This window comes from Chromobacterium sphagni (genome assembly GCF_001855555.1).
GTDB classification, from domain to species: domain Bacteria; phylum Pseudomonadota; class Gammaproteobacteria; order Burkholderiales; family Chromobacteriaceae; genus Chromobacterium; species Chromobacterium sphagni.
This window is the reverse complement of the sequence record NZ_MKCT01000001.1, coordinates 204988-220548: the sequence shown is the minus strand read 5'-3', so window position 1 is coordinate 220548 and position 15561 is coordinate 204988. Positions and strand designations below refer to the sequence as shown.

Here is a 15561-nt window from a genome sequence, read left to right as displayed (position 1 = left end):
GCTTAGCCCGCCCGTTGAAAGTTAACCGGCACGACATTGTCGCCTTGCTGCTGGGCAATGTAGCTTGACCACCATTGCATCATGCGGCGGCGCTCCTCCATGTACTCGGCGCGGTTGTAGGCGGCGCGGACCCGGTTTCTTTCGACGTGGGCCAGCTGGCGTTCTATGGCGTCAGGATTGAAGCCTTCCTCATTCAGGATGGTGGATGCGGTGGAGCGGAAGCCGTGGACATCGGCTTTGCCCTTGAAGCCCATGCGATGCAGCGCCCGCCGCAGCGTTTCCGGCGACATTGGCCGGTTCGGGCTGTTGCGGTTGGGGAAGATGTGTTCCCGTCCGCCGCTGATGGCTTGCAGCTCGCGCAGGATGGCAAGCGCGTGGTCGGAAAGGGGCACAAGGTGGGGCGCGGCGGATTTCTTGGATATATCTGTCAGCTTGCGGTGTTCCGGCGGAATGGTCCACAGCTTGGAGCCGAAGTCGATTTCTTCCCATCTGGCCATGCTCATTTCTCCAACGCGCGTGAACGTGTGGAGCATCAGTTCCATCATCAGCTTGGTTTGACGATTGGAATCCATTTCCTTTAGCGCATGCAGAAATTCCGGCAGCTCATCGCGGTTGAGGGCTTTGCGGTGTTCTGCCTGCGGTGTCTTCAGTGCGCCCACCAGCGGGGCGGCGGGATCGCTGTCGCAGCGGCCGGTCAGAATGGCGAGCCTGAAGATGGACGAGCAACGCTGGCGCAGGCGTTTGCAGGTGTCCAGGTTTCCCGCTTTTTCAACACGGCGCAGAACTTCCAGCAGTTCAAGCGGCTTGATGTCCTTGATGGGGCTGGAGCCAATGAAGGGGAAGATGTGCAATTCCAACGAGGTCATGACTCGTTCGGCGTGCTGCTCACTCCATTCATGGCGTTCTTTGGCGTGCCACTCCTCGGCAATCGCCCGGAAGGTGTTGGCTGCTGACAGTTTGGCGGCAAGCTTATCCGATTTGCGTTGTGCCGCCGGGTTGATGCCCTCGGACAGTTGCTTACGCGCTTCGCCTGCTTTGTTGCGTGCCTCGGCCAGGCCGACATCTGGGTATTTGCCCAGGGCAAGAACGGCGGCTTTGCCGTTGAAGCGGAAGCGGTAGCGCCACAGCTTGCCGCCGGATGGGGTGACTTCCAGGAACAGGCTGCTCCCGTCAGGCAGGTGATAGGTCTTCTCTTGTGGCTTGGCTTGCCGGATGGAAATGTCGGTTAGCGCCATGTGTATAGATTCCCGTGTATAGATTTGCGCCGTTAGTCGGGCGTGGTGAGCCCGCTCAGCGCTTATTTTTGGGGCCTGAAGCTTTTGCTATCAGGCGCTGGGCGAAGGTGTGGCTTGTCCGTCACTAGTGACTGTGTGCAGTCGTCACCAGCCGATGGGGACGGGAAGCCTTTGCAAATCAAAGATGTCACTACGTCACCACCGTCACCATGCGACTTCTGCGGGGTGGCCGCTACGGTCTTGATGGTGTGGCTCTCAAGGCTCCAGGGCCTACATCTGGTTGTTGGCAGTCATACATTTTTCCAACCAGAGTATGGATTGCAAAAGGTGCTAGGGACGATGTGTATAGATTTTATCGGGGGTTTGGGATGTATGCACGAATCTATACACAAGAAGTGTAGATGTTGCTGGATGCTGCTGGACGACTCTGGACCAAAGAAAAACCCGCAAAGCCTTGTGCTGTGCGGGTTTCTGGATTTTCTTGGACTGTTTTGGAAGTGCTGGTGGTGCCCCCGACAGGAATCGAACCTGTAACTGCCCCTTAGGAGGGGGCCGTTATATCCATTTAACTACGGAGACACTTCAAAAAACTGTGGTCAGGCGCTGCGGTCCACCGACAGGCGGGCCAACTCTATCAGAGCCTGGCGGGTTTCCGTATCGGGGATGGTTTGCAAGGCCGCGATGGCCTTGCCGGCCATTTTGGCGGCTTCGTTCTTGGCGTAGTCCAGCGCGCCGCAGGATTGTACCGCAGCGAGCACATCCTGGAAACCGTCGCGGCTGGCATTTTCCAGCGCGCCGCGCACGGTGGTCGATGCTTCCGGACTGCCGTGGCGCATCGTATAGATGAGGGGCAGCGTGGGTTTGCCTTCGGCCAGGTCGTCGCCCAGGCTCTTGCCTATGGTTTCGGCGTCGCCGCTGTAGTCCAGTACGTCGTCGATGATCTGGAAGGCGGTGCCTAGGTACATGCCGTAGTCGGCCATTGCTTGCACCTGTTCCGGCGTGGCGTCCGCGATCAGCGCGCCCACGCGGGCGGCGGCCTCGAACAGTTTGGCGGTCTTGTACTGGATCACCTTCAGGTATTCGTCTTCGCTGACGTCGGTGTTGCCGATGTTCAGGAGCTGCAGCACCTCGCCTTCGGCGATGATGTTGGTGGCTTCGGCCATCACTTCCAGGATTGTCATGTTGCGGGTGGTGACCATCATTTGGAAGGCGCGGGTGTAGAGGAAGTCGCCCACCAGCACGCTTGCGGCGTTGCCGAACAGCGCGTTGGCGGTCTTGCGGCCGCGGCGCAGGTCGGATTCGTCCACCACGTCGTCGTGCAGCAGGGTGGCGGTGTGGATGAACTCTATCATCGCCGCCAGTTCAAACAGGTATTCCCCCTGGTAGCCCAGCGCGCGGCCGGATAATAGGGTCAACGCCGGACGCAGGCGCTTGCCTCCGGCGGAGATGATGTATTCCGCCACCTGGCGGATCAGGACCACGTCGGAGTGCAGGCGGGCGCGGATGACGCGGTCAACCGTCTGCATGTCGTCGGCTATCAGGGTACGGAAAGGCGGGGTGGACACGTTTTCAACCAGTATCGTTGCGATGGTTACGCCAAAGTGCAGAATCTTACCAGAAAAGGCCCGCAGCCCGCCATGCCACTGTGGTTGCAGCCTTAAGTTGATGAAATCATTGACAACTTGAGTTGGGGCACGTATATTCTCGCGTTCCCTGCGCAACAGGCGTGGGGATTTTCAAATCAGGAGCTCATGCGAATGTATGCGGTCATAAAAACCGGCGGCAAGCAGTACAAGGTTGTCGTTGGTGAAAAACTCAAAGTAGAACAGATACCTGCAGACGTCGACAGCCAGATCGTACTTGAAGAAGTGCTGATGATTGCTGACGGTGAACAGGTTGTTGTAGGCGCGCCGATGATTGTTGGCGCCACTGTTAAGGCTACCGTTGTTTCCCACGGTCGTGGCGACAAGATCCGCATTTTCAAGATGCGTCGTCGTAAGCACTACCAGAAACACCAGGGTCATCGTCAAAACTTCACCGAAATCCGCATCGACGCGATTTCGAAGTAAGGATAAACAGTCATGGCACACAAAAAAGCAGGCGGTAGCTCCCGCAACGGTCGTGACTCCGAAGCCAAACGCCTGGGCGTTAAGGTTTACGGTAGCGAACTGATTCCGGCTGGTTCCATCATCGTGCGTCAGCGCGGCACCCGCTTCCATGCCGGTGAAAACGTTGGTCAGGGCAAGGATCACACCCTGTTCGCCAAGGTTGATGGCTACGTTGAATTCACCGTTAAGGGCGCGCAACAGCGCAAGACCGTTAACGTGATTCCGTACACCGGTGTAGACGGCGAATAATTCGCTTTCTAGCATCCAAGAAAGCCCTATCCTGCGATAGGGCTTTTTTCATACCGAGGGGCAAGGCGTGAGGGTTGGCGCTGTCCAGTCCTGACCCCTGACTCCTCGCTGAACAGAGGTTGTAAACATGAAGTTTATCGATGAAGCCCGGATTGAAGTGATGGCCGGACGCGGCGGCAATGGCGTGGCCAGCTTCCGCCGTGAAAAATACATTCCGTTTGGCGGCCCGGACGGCGGCGACGGCGGCAAGGGCGGCAGCGTGTTCGCGGTGGCCGACGAGAACGTCAACACCCTGGTTGAATTCCGTTTCGTCAAAAAATACCTGGCCGAACACGGCGAGCGCGGCCGCGGCGCCGATTGCTACGGCAAGGGCGGCGACGACATCGAACTGAAAATGCCGGTGGGCACGGTGATTACCGACCACGACACCGGCGAGCTGGTGGCCGACCTCACCCACCACGGCCAGCGCGTCATGATCGCCAAGGGCGGCAAGGGCGGCCTGGGCAACATCCATTTCAAGTCGTCAACCAACCGTTCGCCGCGTCAATGCACGCCTGGCGAGCAGGGCGAGCAGCGCACCTTCAAGCTGGAGCTGAAGGTATTGGCCGACGTCGGCTTGCTGGGCATGCCCAACGCCGGCAAGTCCACCTTCATCCGCTCGGTGTCCGCCGCGCGCCCCAAGGTGGCCGACTATCCGTTCACTACGTTGCACCCCAATCTGGGCGTGGTGCGGATGGACGATACCCGCAGCTTCGTGATCGCCGACATTCCGGGCCTGATCGAAGGCGCAGCGGAAGGCGCCGGTCTCGGCCACCGCTTCCTCAAGCACCTGCAGCGCACCGGCCTGCTGCTGCACGTGGTGGACATCGCCCCGTTCGACCCGGATGTCGATCCGGTGCGCGAGGCGCGCGCCATTGTAGAAGAGCTGAAGAAGTACGATGAGGAGCTGCATGACAAGCCGCGCTGGCTGGTGCTCAACAAAGTGGACATGTTGCCGCTGGATGAGCGCGAGCTGACGGTGTCGGCCTTCCTCAACGCTTACGGCTGGCCCACCGAAAAGCCGGACGACAGCTTGGGCTTCGACATCAAGGCGCCGCGCGTGTTCACCATCTCCGCGCTGAACCACGAAGGCACCCGCGAGCTGACTTTCGCCATCATGGCCTATCTGGACGTGGTGCGCGCGGCTGCCCGTAAGCAGGCCGAGGCTGAAAGGGAGCAGGCTGCGGCCGCGCGCCAGACCGTGATCGCGCCGGAAGCGCCGTCATCGGCAACGGAAGGCGACCAAGCGTAACGGAAGGTTCATGTTTGTGTGGTAGTAAAGCGGGTCAGAGGCATATCTGACCCGCTTTTTTATTCAATTTGGGCAAAATGCAGGAGTTTGACCGATTTTTGCCAATTTTTGTCGCTTTGCTGTACACCGATCTCTTCACGTGTCGTTACTTCTCAAGTCGATTGGATGTTGTATTTTGTCCTCAGACAAACACCACGGCGGCAGCCGGTTTTCCTTAGAGATGGCATGAATTCTGCTAAGTGAAGCGCCATATGCTTCAGTAATGAATATGGCATTTCCGGAAAATCGGGCTTGCTAGACAAATTGCTCTAACTATATAACATGGTGCGGCCATCCTCTGGAGGAGCAGGGGCTGGCCACCGATGTGGCGTCAGTTGCAGTTTGCTGTTCCGGTCCGGGCGCGGTTTGCCTGGGAGACAAAGTCCGGCGAAAAGCTGGACAGACCAACAAAGATGTTTGCTTTGATGAGGAGAATCACATGAAGAAGGCACTTGCTGCGCTGGCCGTAGGTTTGCTGGCCGCATCGATGGGGGCTTACGCCAAAGACTGGAAAGAAGTGCGTTTCGGGGTGGACGCCAGCTACGCGCCGTTTGAATCCAAGGCCGCCAATGGCCAGATCGTCGGTTTCGACATCGATCTGGGCACCGAGATCTGTCACCGGATGAAGGCCAAGTGCGTCTGGGTGGAAAACGATTTCGACGGCATGATCCCGGCGTTGAAGGCCAAGAAGTTTGACGGCGTGCTGTCGTCGATGTCGATGACCGAAGCCCGGATGAAGGAAATCGCCTTCTCCGCCAAGCTGTTCAACACCCCGACCCGCATGGTTGCCAAGGTGGGTTCCGGCCTGATGCCGACTCCGGCTTCGCTGAAAGGCAAGCGCGTGGGCGTGGAGCAGGGCACCATCCAGGAAGCCTACGCCAAGAAGCACTGGGCGCCGGCCGGCGTGGAAGTGGTTCCTTATCAGAACCAAACCCTGGTGCTGGCCGACCTGACCGCGGGCCGTCTGGACGCATCGCTGCAGGACGCGGTGCAGGCTGACATGGGCTTCCTGAAGAAGCCGGAAGGCAAGGGCTTCGCGTTCGCCGGCAAGGATCTGGTCGACGCGCAAACTCTGGGCGAAGGCGCCGGCATCGGCCTGCGCAAGGAAGATGCCGACCTGAAGGCCGCCATCGACAAGGCCATCGCCGGCATGCTCAAAGACGGCACCTACAAGAAGATCGAGAAGAAGTACTTCTCTTTCGACGTATACGGCAACTAAGTGCTGACGGACGGGCGGCGCGCCGCTTGTCTGCTGTTGCGATGCGCCCCGGTCCGCCGGGGCGTATTAATCTGGAGGACCCGTCGCCATCCGGCAAGATAAGCCGCAGGGACGGGCCGCTCGAAGGGGGAACATCATGTTTCTGGACGGATTCGGTCCCATTATCTGGCAAGGGACCCTGGTGACGCTGGAGCTGTCGGTGCTGTCGCTGCTCCTGGCTTTCGTCATCGGCCTGCTTGGCGCAGGCGCCAAATTGTCCAGCAATCCCGTGCTGGGCGGGATTTCCACCCTCTACACCACTTTGGTGCGCGGGGTGCCCGATCTGGTGCTGATGCTGCTGATCTTCTACAGCCTGCAGATCGGCATGAACAAGCTGACCGAGGCGCTGCAGATCGAGCAGATCAACCTGGATCCATTCGTCTCCGGCATCGCCACGCTGGGTTTCATCTATGGCGCCTATTTCACCGAGACGCTGCGCGGCGCCTTCATGTCGGTGCCCAAGGGCCAGATCGAGGCCGGCATCGCCTACGGCATGAGCAGCTGGCAGGTTTTCAGCCGCGTGCAGTTTCCGCAGATGATGCGGTTTGCGCTGCCCGGCATTTCCAATAACTGGCAGGTGATGCTCAAAGCCACCGCCCTGGTGTCCATCATCGGCCTGGCCGACGTGGTGAAGGCATCGGTTGACGCCGGCAAGAGCACCTACAAGGTGTTCTTCTTCACCCTGGTGGCGGGCGCCATCTACCTGCTGCTGACCACGCTGTCCAATTTCGTGCTGGTGAGGCTGGAACGCCGCTATTCGATGGGTGTGAGGGAGGCGGAGCTATGATAGACATCATCCAGCAATACTGGCGCGCGTTTCTGTGGAGCGACGGCTACCACCTGTCCGGTCTGGCTGTTACCATGTGGCTGTTGGTGCTGTCGATCGCCTTCGGTTTCGTGGTTTCGGTGCCGCTGGCGGTGGCGCGGGTGTCCAAGGTGAAATGGCTGGCGCGCGGCGTGGGGCTGTACACCTATGTATTCCGCGGCACGCCGCTGTACGTGCAACTGCTGTTCTTCTACAGCGGCATGTACAGCCTGGAGGTGGTGCGCGAGGTCGGCTTCCTCAACCACTTCTTCCGCGAAGGCTACAACTGCACCATCCTGGCGTTTGCGCTCAATACCTGCGCCTACACCACCGAGATCTTCGCTGGCGCGATCAAGGCGACGCCCTACGGCGAGATCGAGGCGGGACGCGCCTACGGCATGAGCACCTTCACCTTGTACCGCCGGGTCATCATCCCGTCGGCGCTGCGCCGCGCTTTGCCGGCCTACAGCAATGAAGTGATCCTGATGCTGCACGCCACCACCGTGGCCTTTACCGCCACCGTGCCGGACATCTTGAAGGTCGCGCGCGACGCCAACGCCGCCACCTACGATTCCTTCAACGCCTTTGGCCTGGCCGCGCTGCTGTACCTGAGCATCACCTTTATCCTGGTCGGATTGTTCCGCAAGGCGGAGTCGCGCTGGCTCGCCTATTTGCGGCCGATCAAGAGCTGAGAATTACTGGGGAATCTTTAAGATGGACAAGCTGAACATCAGCAACATTCACAAGCGCTACGGCGACCACGAAGTACTGAAAGGCATCTCGCTGCAGGCCAAGGCCGGCGACGTGATCAGCATCATCGGCTCGTCCGGCTCCGGCAAGAGCACTTTCCTGCGCTGCATCAATTTCCTGGAAAAACCGAATCAGGGCAGCATCGCGCTCAACGGCGAGGAAATCCGTCTGTCCAAGGACAAGCGCGGAGAACTGATCCCGGCCGACCAGAAGCAGCTGCAGACCATGCGCACCAAGCTCGCCATGGTGTTCCAGCACTTCAATCTGTGGGGCCACATGACTGTGCTGGAAAACGTCATCGAGGCGCCGGTGCACGTGCTGGGCCTGCCGCGCGACGAAGCGGTCGCCCGCGCCAAGAAATACCTGGAAAAAGTGGGCCTGGACGAGCGCGCCCAGGCCAAGTATCCGGCCCACCTGTCCGGCGGCCAGCAGCAGCGCGTGGCCATCGCCCGCGCGCTGGCGATGGAGCCGGAAGTGATGCTGTTCGACGAGCCGACCTCGGCGCTGGACCCGGAGCTGGTGGGCGAAGTGCTGAAGGTGATGCAGGCGCTGGCCGAGGAAGGCCGCACCATGATCGTGGTGACGCACGAGATGGGCTTCGCCCGCAACGTGTCCAACCACGTGATGTTCCTGCACAAGGGCCTGGTGGAGGAGGAAGGCCACCCGGACGAGGTGTTCGGCAACACCAAGAGCGAACGGTTGAAGGCTTTTCTGTCAGGTAGTCTAAAGTAAAACTATCCCTGCCCAAGGGGGTAGGAAACCCGCCGGAGCTGTCAGCCGGCGGGTTTGTTTTTGTCTGTTGCTGTGGGTAACTTTTGAATTTGCGGATTTCTGTGGATAAGTCGTCCGGCGACCATCCCGGGCTCTCCGGCGAGCCGGCGCTTCAGCCCGGATGCTTCTCGCGGAAATAGGCCCACTCTTCAATCTCGCGTCCGTCCGGCAGCCGGCACAGCGCGTATTCGCCGCCGCTGGCGTCTTTTTGCGGAATCAGCTTGCCGCCTTGCTGCACGCAGTACACCGAGGCCGGGTTGGCCATGCCCACCGGGCGCGGCGGGGTGGGGGAGGTTTGCGCGCAGGCGGCGAGGCCCAGCGCCAGCGCGGCGGTGGTCAGAATCTTCGTCATTTTCATTTCCAGTTGGGATCGGCTTTCAGCTGATCGTTGAGATAGGCCTTGAGCTTGGCGCTCGGCTTGCCGAACCAGCGGTAGCGGGCGTGGCGGGCCGGATGCTCCATCGCGTCCGGGGCGTCGGCCACCGTCACCAGCAGCCCCCAGGCCTGGCGCTTGTCGGCGCCGAACATGCCGTAGAAGCGGCTGGCGCTGCAGTCGTGCGGTTTGCACATCTCGCCGGCCAGGTAATCCTTGTCTTTTATTCGCACCGGGTGATACGGCGCGCTGGTGGCGCGCGCCTGGCTCAGCCAGCGCGGCACCTTCTTTTCGCCGGCCAGCATGGTTTGCCAGGCGGCGTGGTAGGCCGGTTGGGCCGGCAGTTCGGCGAATACCGCGGTTGCCGTGTCGCCGGCCCGGGCGGGCGGCGCGGACAGCAGCGGAAACAGCAGGATGGGCAATAGGGCGAGGTATCGAAGTTTCATGGTGGCGGCCATGCGGCGGCGGATCAAAAGCGGTTGGATGGCCGCCGCCGGCAAAAATTCCATCAGGCGGTCAACAGCTTGCCCTGCTTGAAGGCGGTGCTGCCCGCCACCCGGGCGATGCCGAGGCCCGCGGTGGCGTAGGGCCGGTCGCTGGTGGCGTACAGCACGCCGCCGCGCTGGGTGCGCACCTGGCTGGAGATGTCGCGCAGCGGGTCGATCACGTCGGCCACCAGGTCGCCTGGGGCCAGTTGGCTGCCCGGCTCGGCGTGGTACACCACCACGCCGGCGTGCGGCGCCAGCAGGTCTTCCGATCCGGCCAGCGGGGTGGCGGGGTGGCGCAGAGGTGGCAGACGCGGCGCGCCGCCGGCGATCACGCCGCGGTGCTGCAGGAAGTGGATGATGCCGTCGGCGTCGCGGGCGGCGTATTCGTGGTTGACGTCGTTTTCGCCGCGCAATTCGATGGTGACGGCCAGGCAGGCCATCTCAATCGGAGCGGACAGGCCGGCCTTGGCGGCCAGGTCGCGCAGCTGCCACCACGGCTGGCTGCAGGCTTCGTCGAAAGGGTAGTCGCCGGAGTCTTCCGCCAGCAGGCTGGCGCAGACGCCCAGATAGCGCGCCAACGGCTCGCACTGCTCCCACAGCGGCGTGCCGGTGTACAGGTGGATGTCGGCGCGGCTGTCGCAGTGCAGGTCCAGCATGATGTCGGCGTCGCAGGCCAGGCTGTGCAGCGCGTGGCGCAGCGATTGCAGCTCGCTCTGGGCCTGATAGCGCGCCAACTCCGCCTTCATCGCGGCGCGGATCAGCCGGGTATTGGCCTTGGCGTCGCCGCCCAGCTTGCCGAATACGGCGGCGGACACCGGTTCGGCCAAGGCCAGGTAGTGGCGGTTGAAGTTCTGGCCGCTCATCAGTTCGAAACGGCCCTGCAGCCGGCTGCTCAGATTCTGGTTCAGGCCTATCGGGTTGGCGACCGGCAGCACGGCGATTTCTCCCAGGATGGCGCCTTCGCTTTCCAGCTGCAGCAGCCGCTGTTTCAGGTGCCAGGCCACCAACATGCCCGGCAGCTCGTCGGCGTGCAGGCTGGCCTGGATGTGCACCTTCTCGCCGTGGCCGGGCTGACCGAAGTGAAAGCTGACGAGGCTGCGCTGGCTGCCCAGACTGGGCGACAGCAGCGGATGATGGCGGGTTTGCATGGCGTCTCCTTTATAAATTGTTATGTTTGCCGGCTCGATAAAACGCGCCGCCGCGTTGACTAAGCGGCAGACGGTCGGGACAATCGCTGCTTTGATTCATCCCAGCTTGTGGAGCGCGTTTGGATTCATTGTCCGATTTCTTCCAGCCCGGCATCGAGCCTGGCTCGCTGCAGGCGGTATCGCGGCTGCAGGGGGCCTGGTCTTATCTGTCCGTATTCGTCACGCTGTTCCGTGGCGGCGACGAGGAAGTGCTGATGCGCCTCCTGGTGCTGCGCGAACTGGGCGGCCGCGCCGAGGCGCCGCTGTGGACGCCGCAGGAAATCGCCCAGCGCTTCTCCTATCTTAACGATACCAAATTGGCCACCATTCTGGGGCGTCTGCGCGAAGGCGAGTTGCTGGTGTACGACAGCGACGGCGGCGTCTACCAGCTGTCCGAGGGCGCGCGGGTGGCGCTGGCGGCGCTGGCCACCATCATCGATTTTTCCGGCGACGACGTCGAACTGGGCTATCTCGCCAGCCAGGTGGCGGCCGGCCAAGCGGTGGGCCAGGTGTCGGACGAGGCGCTCAGGCACCTGCTGGCGCGGCTGAACGAGCTGTACGCGGAATTCGAGGAGGCGCTGGAGTCGCAGTCGGAATTCCGCATCCGCGCCGCCCAGCACCGGCTGGAGGCGGTGTGGCGCTGGGTGGCCAAGTCCACCGAGGTGGTGAAGGGCCTGACCCAGGACGATACGCTCAGCCTGCTGGTGCTGAACCAGGCGCAGGCCATCGCGCTGGCGCAAAGCCGGATGCTGGCGCTGGCCGGCACCTTTGAGCGCCGGTTGGCGCAGCTGGCTTCGCAGCGCGTGCATCTGGGCGGCTCCGGCCTCACCTCTACCGACATCGCCGACTGGCTGCGCCACCTGGCGGTGGGCCAGCTGGCCGACAGGCTGGATGGCTGCCTGGCCATCAATCCCGAGCCCGCCTTCCTGTCCACGCCGGAATTGGCCGATGTGGCCGAATTCGAACTGCTGGCGCGCGAACGCGCCAAGGCCGGCGAGCACATCCTGCCCGGCGGTGAGGCGGCGCCGCTGTCCGACGCGCCGGAAATGGAGCGCTTGCTGGAAGCGGAGGCGATGTACGACCTGCTGCTGGAGCTGGGCATGAGCGGACGCGCCGACGCGCATATCGGAACGGCGGTGCTGGCTGACAGCTACAACGAAACCGCCTACCGCCTGTCGCTGCTGTCGCTGATCGGCGACCCGGAAACCAGCAACGACCAGAGCATAGTGGCCGCGCTGGCCAAGCTGCCGTTCAGCCTGCATGGCGGCGAGGATGTCATTCATCCCGACCACCCGGAAGTGGCGACGCTGTCCGACGCTCGGCTGGTGGCGAACGGCAGCCAGCAACAGGACCGGTGACGGCCGGGGCCGCGCCGAACGAGCGGTGCGCCCGCACAAGATAAAGAAGCATATGGAACACGAAATCAAGACCCTCACCGCCCGGCTATTGGCCCAGCGCGTGGTGCCGCGCGCCGACGCGCTGGCCAGGAAGGCGCTGCTGGACGACATCTTCCGCCAGGAGCTGGACAAGAGTCTGGCCGCCGTCGGCCTGCGCCTGGTGGAGAACCCCTACGCCGAATACATCGCGGTGGCGCTGCTGCCGGAAATGACCGAGCCGGTGTTCGGCTCGGGCGACGCCTGGCTCAACAACAATCTGGGCCTGCCGCGCGACGGCGTGGCGCTGCTGGTGATCCTGTGGGCGCTGATCATCCTGCCCAAGCGCGAGAGGCAGATCGCCCGGGTCGAGGCCGGCAAGGAAAGCCAGAGCGACATGTTCGGCGCGCAAAAGCCGCTGGAAACCGGCGAAACCGTCTCCACCGGCGTATCCGAGGACGCGCTGTACGCCGACTTCGGCAAGGCGCTGGGCGGCCGCACCCGCTTCGCAGCGAATCTGGGCCGGCTGGTCAACCTGGGCTTCATCGTGCGCCGCAACCGCTGGCTGGACGAGGGGCCGATGCTGGACCTGATGATCGACTACGCCCAGCTGGCGCCGCGCATCATCGAGGGCGCGCTGTCTGACGTGCTGCTGCGGCGCGAGGGCCGCGAGGCGCTGGCGGACAAGCGCGCGCCGGACGAGCTGGCCGGCGACAGTGAGGATGAAATCGGGGCGGACGATGTCGAGTCGGCCGGCCCCTTGTTTGACCTGCCGCCGGACGACGCGGCGGACGAGGAGACGCGCTGATGTTCCAGATGAAATCCGTCGAAATGGTGCACTGGGACTTCTGGCAGCGGCTGACCGTGCCGCTGGACGCGCAGATCGTCACCATCATCGGTCCCAACGGCTCCGGCAAGACCACCTTGCTGGACGCGATGCGCACGCTGCTGGCCATCAAGTGCTCCGGCAAGCGCGACTACAAGCGCTACGTGCGCAACAACAAGGAAGCCTTCGCCTACCTGCGCGGCGTGGTGGACAACCCTAGGCGGCCAAGCGGCGGCCTGTATCCCACGCCGTTCTTTCCGATTGTGTCGGAGTCGGTGACGCTGCTGTGCCGCATCAAGAAGCAAGGCGGCGACTGGGTGCGCCATTACGCGATCCTGGACGGCGACATCGCGCTGGAGCATGCCGAGGGCCAGGCGCAATGGCTGGGCGTGCAGGAATACCGCCGCCGGCTGGAAGCGGCCGGCCTGACGCCGGCGGTGGCCGAGGTGCTGGCGCTGGAGCAGGGCGATACCGACAAACTGACCGAATACAGCCCGCGCCAATTGCTGGACCTGGTGTTCCAGGTGTTCGGCGACAAGGACGTGATGGACAACTACCAGCGCGCCCGCGACGAACAGCGCGCCACCGAGCTGGAGCTGGACACGCTGGGCCGCCAGGAAGAGGCGCTGCAGGTGAGGGTGGAGGCGATGAAGACCCGCGCCAACCGTTATCTGGAATGGCGGCAGCTGCAAACCGGCATCGCCAGGCTGCGCGACGAGGCGCTGCCGGTGCTGGCCTATCTGGACGCCAAGGCCTCCTTCGGCAATGTCTGGAACGGCTACCGCGCCAGCTACCGCGTGCTCAACCAGGCGCTGGGCGAGCATGCCGACACGCTGCAGCTGGTGGCCAAGCTGAAAGCGGCCGAAGTCAGCGCCGCCGAAGCCCGCCAGGCGGCGGAAACCGCCCGCGCCGGCGCGCAGGAGGCTTTCATGGCGGCCAAGGGCGAGCACGCCAGCGTGGCCGGCCAGTTGAAGGAGCGCGACCGGTTGCAGGCGCTGGCCGGCAAGGAATACGGCGCCGACGCCGCCGGCCTGGCCGACAAGCTGGCCGCGCTGCGCGGCGAGGCCGAGCAGTTGAAGGACGGCCTGCGCGGGTTGAAAAAGCAGCGCCAGGAAAGCTCGGAACACCTGCAGGCGCTGGAGATAGGCCGCGGCCGCTCGCCGGAGGACGTGCGCCAGTTCAAGGCGGCGCTGGACGAGGCCGGCATCCAGCACGCCATGCTGTCCGACATCGTGGAAGTGATGGACTCCAACTGGCAGGGCGCGGTGGAAGCGCTGCTGCGCGGCTATCGCCATGTCGTGCTGCTGGACCGGGAAGCCGATCGCCGCGAGGCCTGGCGCATAGGCGAGAAGCTGCGCTACCGCCATTTCGTGGTGCCGGAGCGCTCCTCGCCGCCGCGCGCCAACCACGGCAGCCTGCTGGAAGTGGTGCGCTTCTCCGCCGATGCGCCGGACTGGCTTTATCGCCAGATGAACAGCGTGACGCGGGTGGACAGCGCCCAGCACGGCGCCGACGTGGACGGCGACTGGATCACCCGCGACGGCTATTTCCGCGAGCGGCGCGGCGCGCGCCACATCGGCGTGCCGGCGCACGAGTACGCTTTCGGCGAGGCGGCGAGGCAATCGCGGCTGTTGGCGGTGCGCGACGAGCTGAAGGCGCTGAACGTCCGCATCCTGGCCGATGAGGAGCGGCTGGTGGCGGTGACGCGCGAGGCGGCCGGACTGGCCGAGTACCTGGGCGGCATGGACGCCATCCGCATGCTGGACAGCCGCGCCGAGGAATTCGCCGCGCTGGAGGCGCGCAAGCAGGGGCTGGAGCAGGAAGTGGCCCGGCTGGGCGCGGCCTTGGCCGACGCCAGCGCTGAAAAGGAGGCGGCCGACGCCCGCTACGGCGACGCGCGGCTGGCGCACGACCGCGTCTGCCAGCGCGAGCAGGAAAGCCTGGGCAAATTCCAGCACAAGCAGCAGGAAGTGGAACAGGCGCGCCGCCAACTGCGCCGGTTGTTGTCCGAGCTGCGCGAATGGATGCAAAGGCTGCCGGCCGATGCGCTGGCGGCGGAAAACGTCGCGGCGCTGGAAGACGAGTTCGACACCGCCGCCGACGCCCGCCATCAGCTGAACTATCTGGAGGAGCGACTGCAGAACGGCGACTGGGAGCAGGATGATTCGGTGCTGGCGCTGAAGGACAAGCTGGTGGAGGACCTGACCTCGCTAGACCGCGAGCGCCAGCGGCGCCAGAGCGAAGTGGACCGTTCGCGCGAACTCACCGACGAGGCGCGCGCCGCCTATATGGGCAAGCTGCGCGCCACCGTGCGCGCCTACGGCCACAATGTGAAGCGGTTGGGCGAGCTGGCGGGCATCCAGGTGGAAGTGGAATTGCCCAAGCTGGAGAACGACGACGCGGTGCTGGCCCAGGCCGGGCTGGTGTTGAAGTTCAACTTCGACCAGAAGGGCATGATGGGCATGAACGACGGCGAGGCCTCCGGCGGCCAGCAGGTGATGAAGTCGCTGATCCTGCTGATCGGCCTGATGATGGACGAGTCCAACCCGTCCGGCTTCGTCTTCATCGATGAACCGTTCGCCCACCTCGATATCTTCAACATCGACCGCGTGGCCGGCTTTTTGAAGGCAACCGAGGCTCAATACCTGATCACCACGCCCAACACGCACAACATCAATATCTTCGCCCCGTCCGAGCTGACGCTGGCCACCCGCAAGAAGCGGCCCGGCGAGCAGTGGGCGCCGCCGATACTGCAGACGCGGCGGCGCCTGGATGAACCGGTGAAGGACTCCGGGGAGGGCTGAGGCT

The 15561-nt window shown here is 63.3% G+C and carries 15 protein-coding genes and 1 tRNA gene; 10 read left to right on the top strand and 6 right to left on the bottom strand.

Annotated features, from left to right (window positions below):
• Positions 1-2 precede the first annotated feature (2 nt).
• The 3 genes from BI344_RS01000 to ispB all read right to left on the bottom strand — a co-directional run bounded on the left by BI344_RS01000 (position 3) and on the right by ispB (position 2812).
• The gene (locus tag BI344_RS01000) at positions 3-1235 is read right to left on the bottom strand and encodes a tyrosine-type recombinase/integrase (RefSeq protein ID WP_071111108.1); all 1233 of its coding nucleotides are present in this window, start codon (positions 1233-1235) and stop codon (positions 3-5) included.
• Between the two features lie 504 nt (positions 1236-1739).
• Positions 1740-1814: transfer RNA gene (locus BI344_RS00995), tRNA-Arg, on the bottom strand.
• Between the two features lie 17 nt (positions 1815-1831).
• On the bottom strand, positions 1832-2812 hold the full coding sequence (ispB, locus tag BI344_RS00990) for an octaprenyl diphosphate synthase (RefSeq protein ID WP_071112014.1): 981 nt from the start codon (positions 2810-2812) through the stop codon (positions 1832-1834).
• A 180-nt stretch (positions 2813-2992) separates the two neighbouring features.
• On the opposite strand from ispB, the gene rplU reads away from it, so the two are divergent.
• The 7 genes from rplU (at position 2993) to BI344_RS00960 (ending at position 8467) form a co-directional block, all read left to right on the top strand.
• The gene (gene rplU / locus BI344_RS22600; protein ID WP_083338673.1) at positions 2993-3304 is read left to right on the top strand and encodes a 50S ribosomal protein L21; all 312 of its coding nucleotides are present in this window, start codon (positions 2993-2995) and stop codon (positions 3302-3304) included.
• A 12-nt stretch (positions 3305-3316) separates the two neighbouring features.
• Positions 3317-3592 (top strand): 50S ribosomal protein L27, encoded by a 276-nt coding sequence (gene rpmA, locus BI344_RS22595; protein ID WP_021476841.1) that lies wholly within the window; start codon positions 3317-3319, stop codon positions 3590-3592.
• A 127-nt stretch (positions 3593-3719) separates the two neighbouring features.
• Positions 3720-4883 (top strand): GTPase ObgE, encoded by a 1164-nt coding sequence (gene obgE / locus BI344_RS00980; RefSeq protein ID WP_071111106.1) that lies wholly within the window; start codon positions 3720-3722, stop codon positions 4881-4883.
• Positions 4884-5361: 478 nt separating this feature from the next.
• Positions 5362-6141, top strand: coding sequence for an ABC transporter substrate-binding protein (locus tag BI344_RS00975; protein ID WP_071111105.1), 780 nt, complete (start codon positions 5362-5364; stop codon positions 6139-6141).
• 136 nt (positions 6142-6277) lie between these two features.
• Complete coding sequence (locus BI344_RS00970; protein ID WP_071111104.1) at positions 6278-6967, top strand: ABC transporter permease; 690 nt, start codon at positions 6278-6280, stop codon at positions 6965-6967.
• Positions 6964-7677 carry an ABC transporter permease gene (locus BI344_RS00965; protein ID WP_071111103.1) on the top strand — a complete coding sequence of 238 codons (714 nt, stop codon included), beginning with the start codon at positions 6964-6966 and terminating at the stop codon, positions 7675-7677. Before BI344_RS00970 ends, BI344_RS00965 begins: the two co-directional genes overlap by 4 nt.
• 22 nt (positions 7678-7699) lie before the next feature.
• Positions 7700-8467, top strand: coding sequence for an ABC transporter ATP-binding protein (locus BI344_RS00960; RefSeq protein WP_071111102.1), 768 nt, complete (start codon positions 7700-7702; stop codon positions 8465-8467).
• A gap of 151 nt (positions 8468-8618) precedes the next feature.
• On the opposite strand, the gene BI344_RS00955 is transcribed toward BI344_RS00960, so the two are convergent.
• From BI344_RS00955 to BI344_RS00945, 3 genes are all read right to left on the bottom strand, one after another.
• Positions 8619-8858, bottom strand: coding sequence for a putative hemolysin (locus BI344_RS00955; RefSeq protein WP_071111101.1), 240 nt, complete (start codon positions 8856-8858; stop codon positions 8619-8621).
• Between the two features lie 2 nt (positions 8859-8860).
• On the bottom strand, positions 8861-9325 hold the full coding sequence (locus tag BI344_RS00950) for an inhibitor of vertebrate lysozyme family protein (RefSeq protein ID WP_241499222.1): 465 nt from the start codon (positions 9323-9325) through the stop codon (positions 8861-8863).
• A 62-nt stretch (positions 9326-9387) separates the two neighbouring features.
• On the bottom strand, positions 9388-10515 hold the full coding sequence (locus tag BI344_RS00945; RefSeq protein WP_071111100.1) for a succinylglutamate desuccinylase/aspartoacylase family protein: 1128 nt from the start codon (positions 10513-10515) through the stop codon (positions 9388-9390).
• A gap of 119 nt (positions 10516-10634) precedes the next feature.
• On the opposite strand from BI344_RS00945, the gene BI344_RS00940 reads away from it, so the two are divergent.
• Genes BI344_RS00940 through BI344_RS00930 form a run of 3 tightly spaced genes read left to right on the top strand, consistent with a single transcriptional unit; the run spans position 10635 to position 15557 of the window.
• Complete coding sequence (locus BI344_RS00940) at positions 10635-11912, top strand: replication factor C small subunit (RefSeq protein WP_071111099.1); 1278 nt, start codon at positions 10635-10637, stop codon at positions 11910-11912.
• Between the two features lie 52 nt (positions 11913-11964).
• On the top strand, positions 11965-12735 hold the full coding sequence (locus tag BI344_RS00935) for a hypothetical protein (protein ID WP_071111098.1): 771 nt from the start codon (positions 11965-11967) through the stop codon (positions 12733-12735).
• Complete coding sequence (locus BI344_RS00930) at positions 12735-15557, top strand: ATP-binding protein (protein WP_071111097.1); 2823 nt, start codon at positions 12735-12737, stop codon at positions 15555-15557. The genes BI344_RS00935 and BI344_RS00930 overlap by 1 nt, the downstream gene beginning before the upstream one ends.
• Positions 15558-15561: the final 4 nt, after the last annotated feature.

Coding starts and splice junctions, on each gene's coding strand:
- BI344_RS00955 (WP_071111101.1), bottom strand. CDS start 8,858: ATGACGAAGATTCTGACCACCGCCGCGCTGGCGCTGGGCCTCGCCGCC.
- BI344_RS00930 (WP_071111097.1), top strand. CDS start 12,735: ATGTTCCAGATGAAATCCGTCGAAATGGTGCACTGGGACTTCTGGCAG.
- BI344_RS00935 (WP_071111098.1), top strand. CDS start 11,965: ATGGAACACGAAATCAAGACCCTCACCGCCCGGCTATTGGCCCAGCGC.
- rpmA (WP_021476841.1), top strand. CDS start 3,317: ATGGCACACAAAAAAGCAGGCGGTAGCTCCCGCAACGGTCGTGACTCC.
- BI344_RS00960 (WP_071111102.1), top strand. CDS start 7,700: ATGGACAAGCTGAACATCAGCAACATTCACAAGCGCTACGGCGACCAC.
- BI344_RS01000 (WP_071111108.1), bottom strand. CDS start 1,235: ATGGCGCTAACCGACATTTCCATCCGGCAAGCCAAGCCACAAGAGAAG.
- rplU (WP_083338673.1), top strand. CDS start 2,993: ATGTATGCGGTCATAAAAACCGGCGGCAAGCAGTACAAGGTTGTCGTT.
- BI344_RS00965 (WP_071111103.1), top strand. CDS start 6,964: ATGATAGACATCATCCAGCAATACTGGCGCGCGTTTCTGTGGAGCGAC.
- obgE (WP_071111106.1), top strand. CDS start 3,720: ATGAAGTTTATCGATGAAGCCCGGATTGAAGTGATGGCCGGACGCGGC.
- BI344_RS00975 (WP_071111105.1), top strand. CDS start 5,362: ATGAAGAAGGCACTTGCTGCGCTGGCCGTAGGTTTGCTGGCCGCATCG.
- BI344_RS00945 (WP_071111100.1), bottom strand. CDS start 10,515: ATGCAAACCCGCCATCATCCGCTGCTGTCGCCCAGTCTGGGCAGCCAG.
- BI344_RS00950 (WP_241499222.1), bottom strand. CDS start 9,325: ATGAAACTTCGATACCTCGCCCTATTGCCCATCCTGCTGTTTCCGCTG.
- BI344_RS00970 (WP_071111104.1), top strand. CDS start 6,278: ATGTTTCTGGACGGATTCGGTCCCATTATCTGGCAAGGGACCCTGGTG.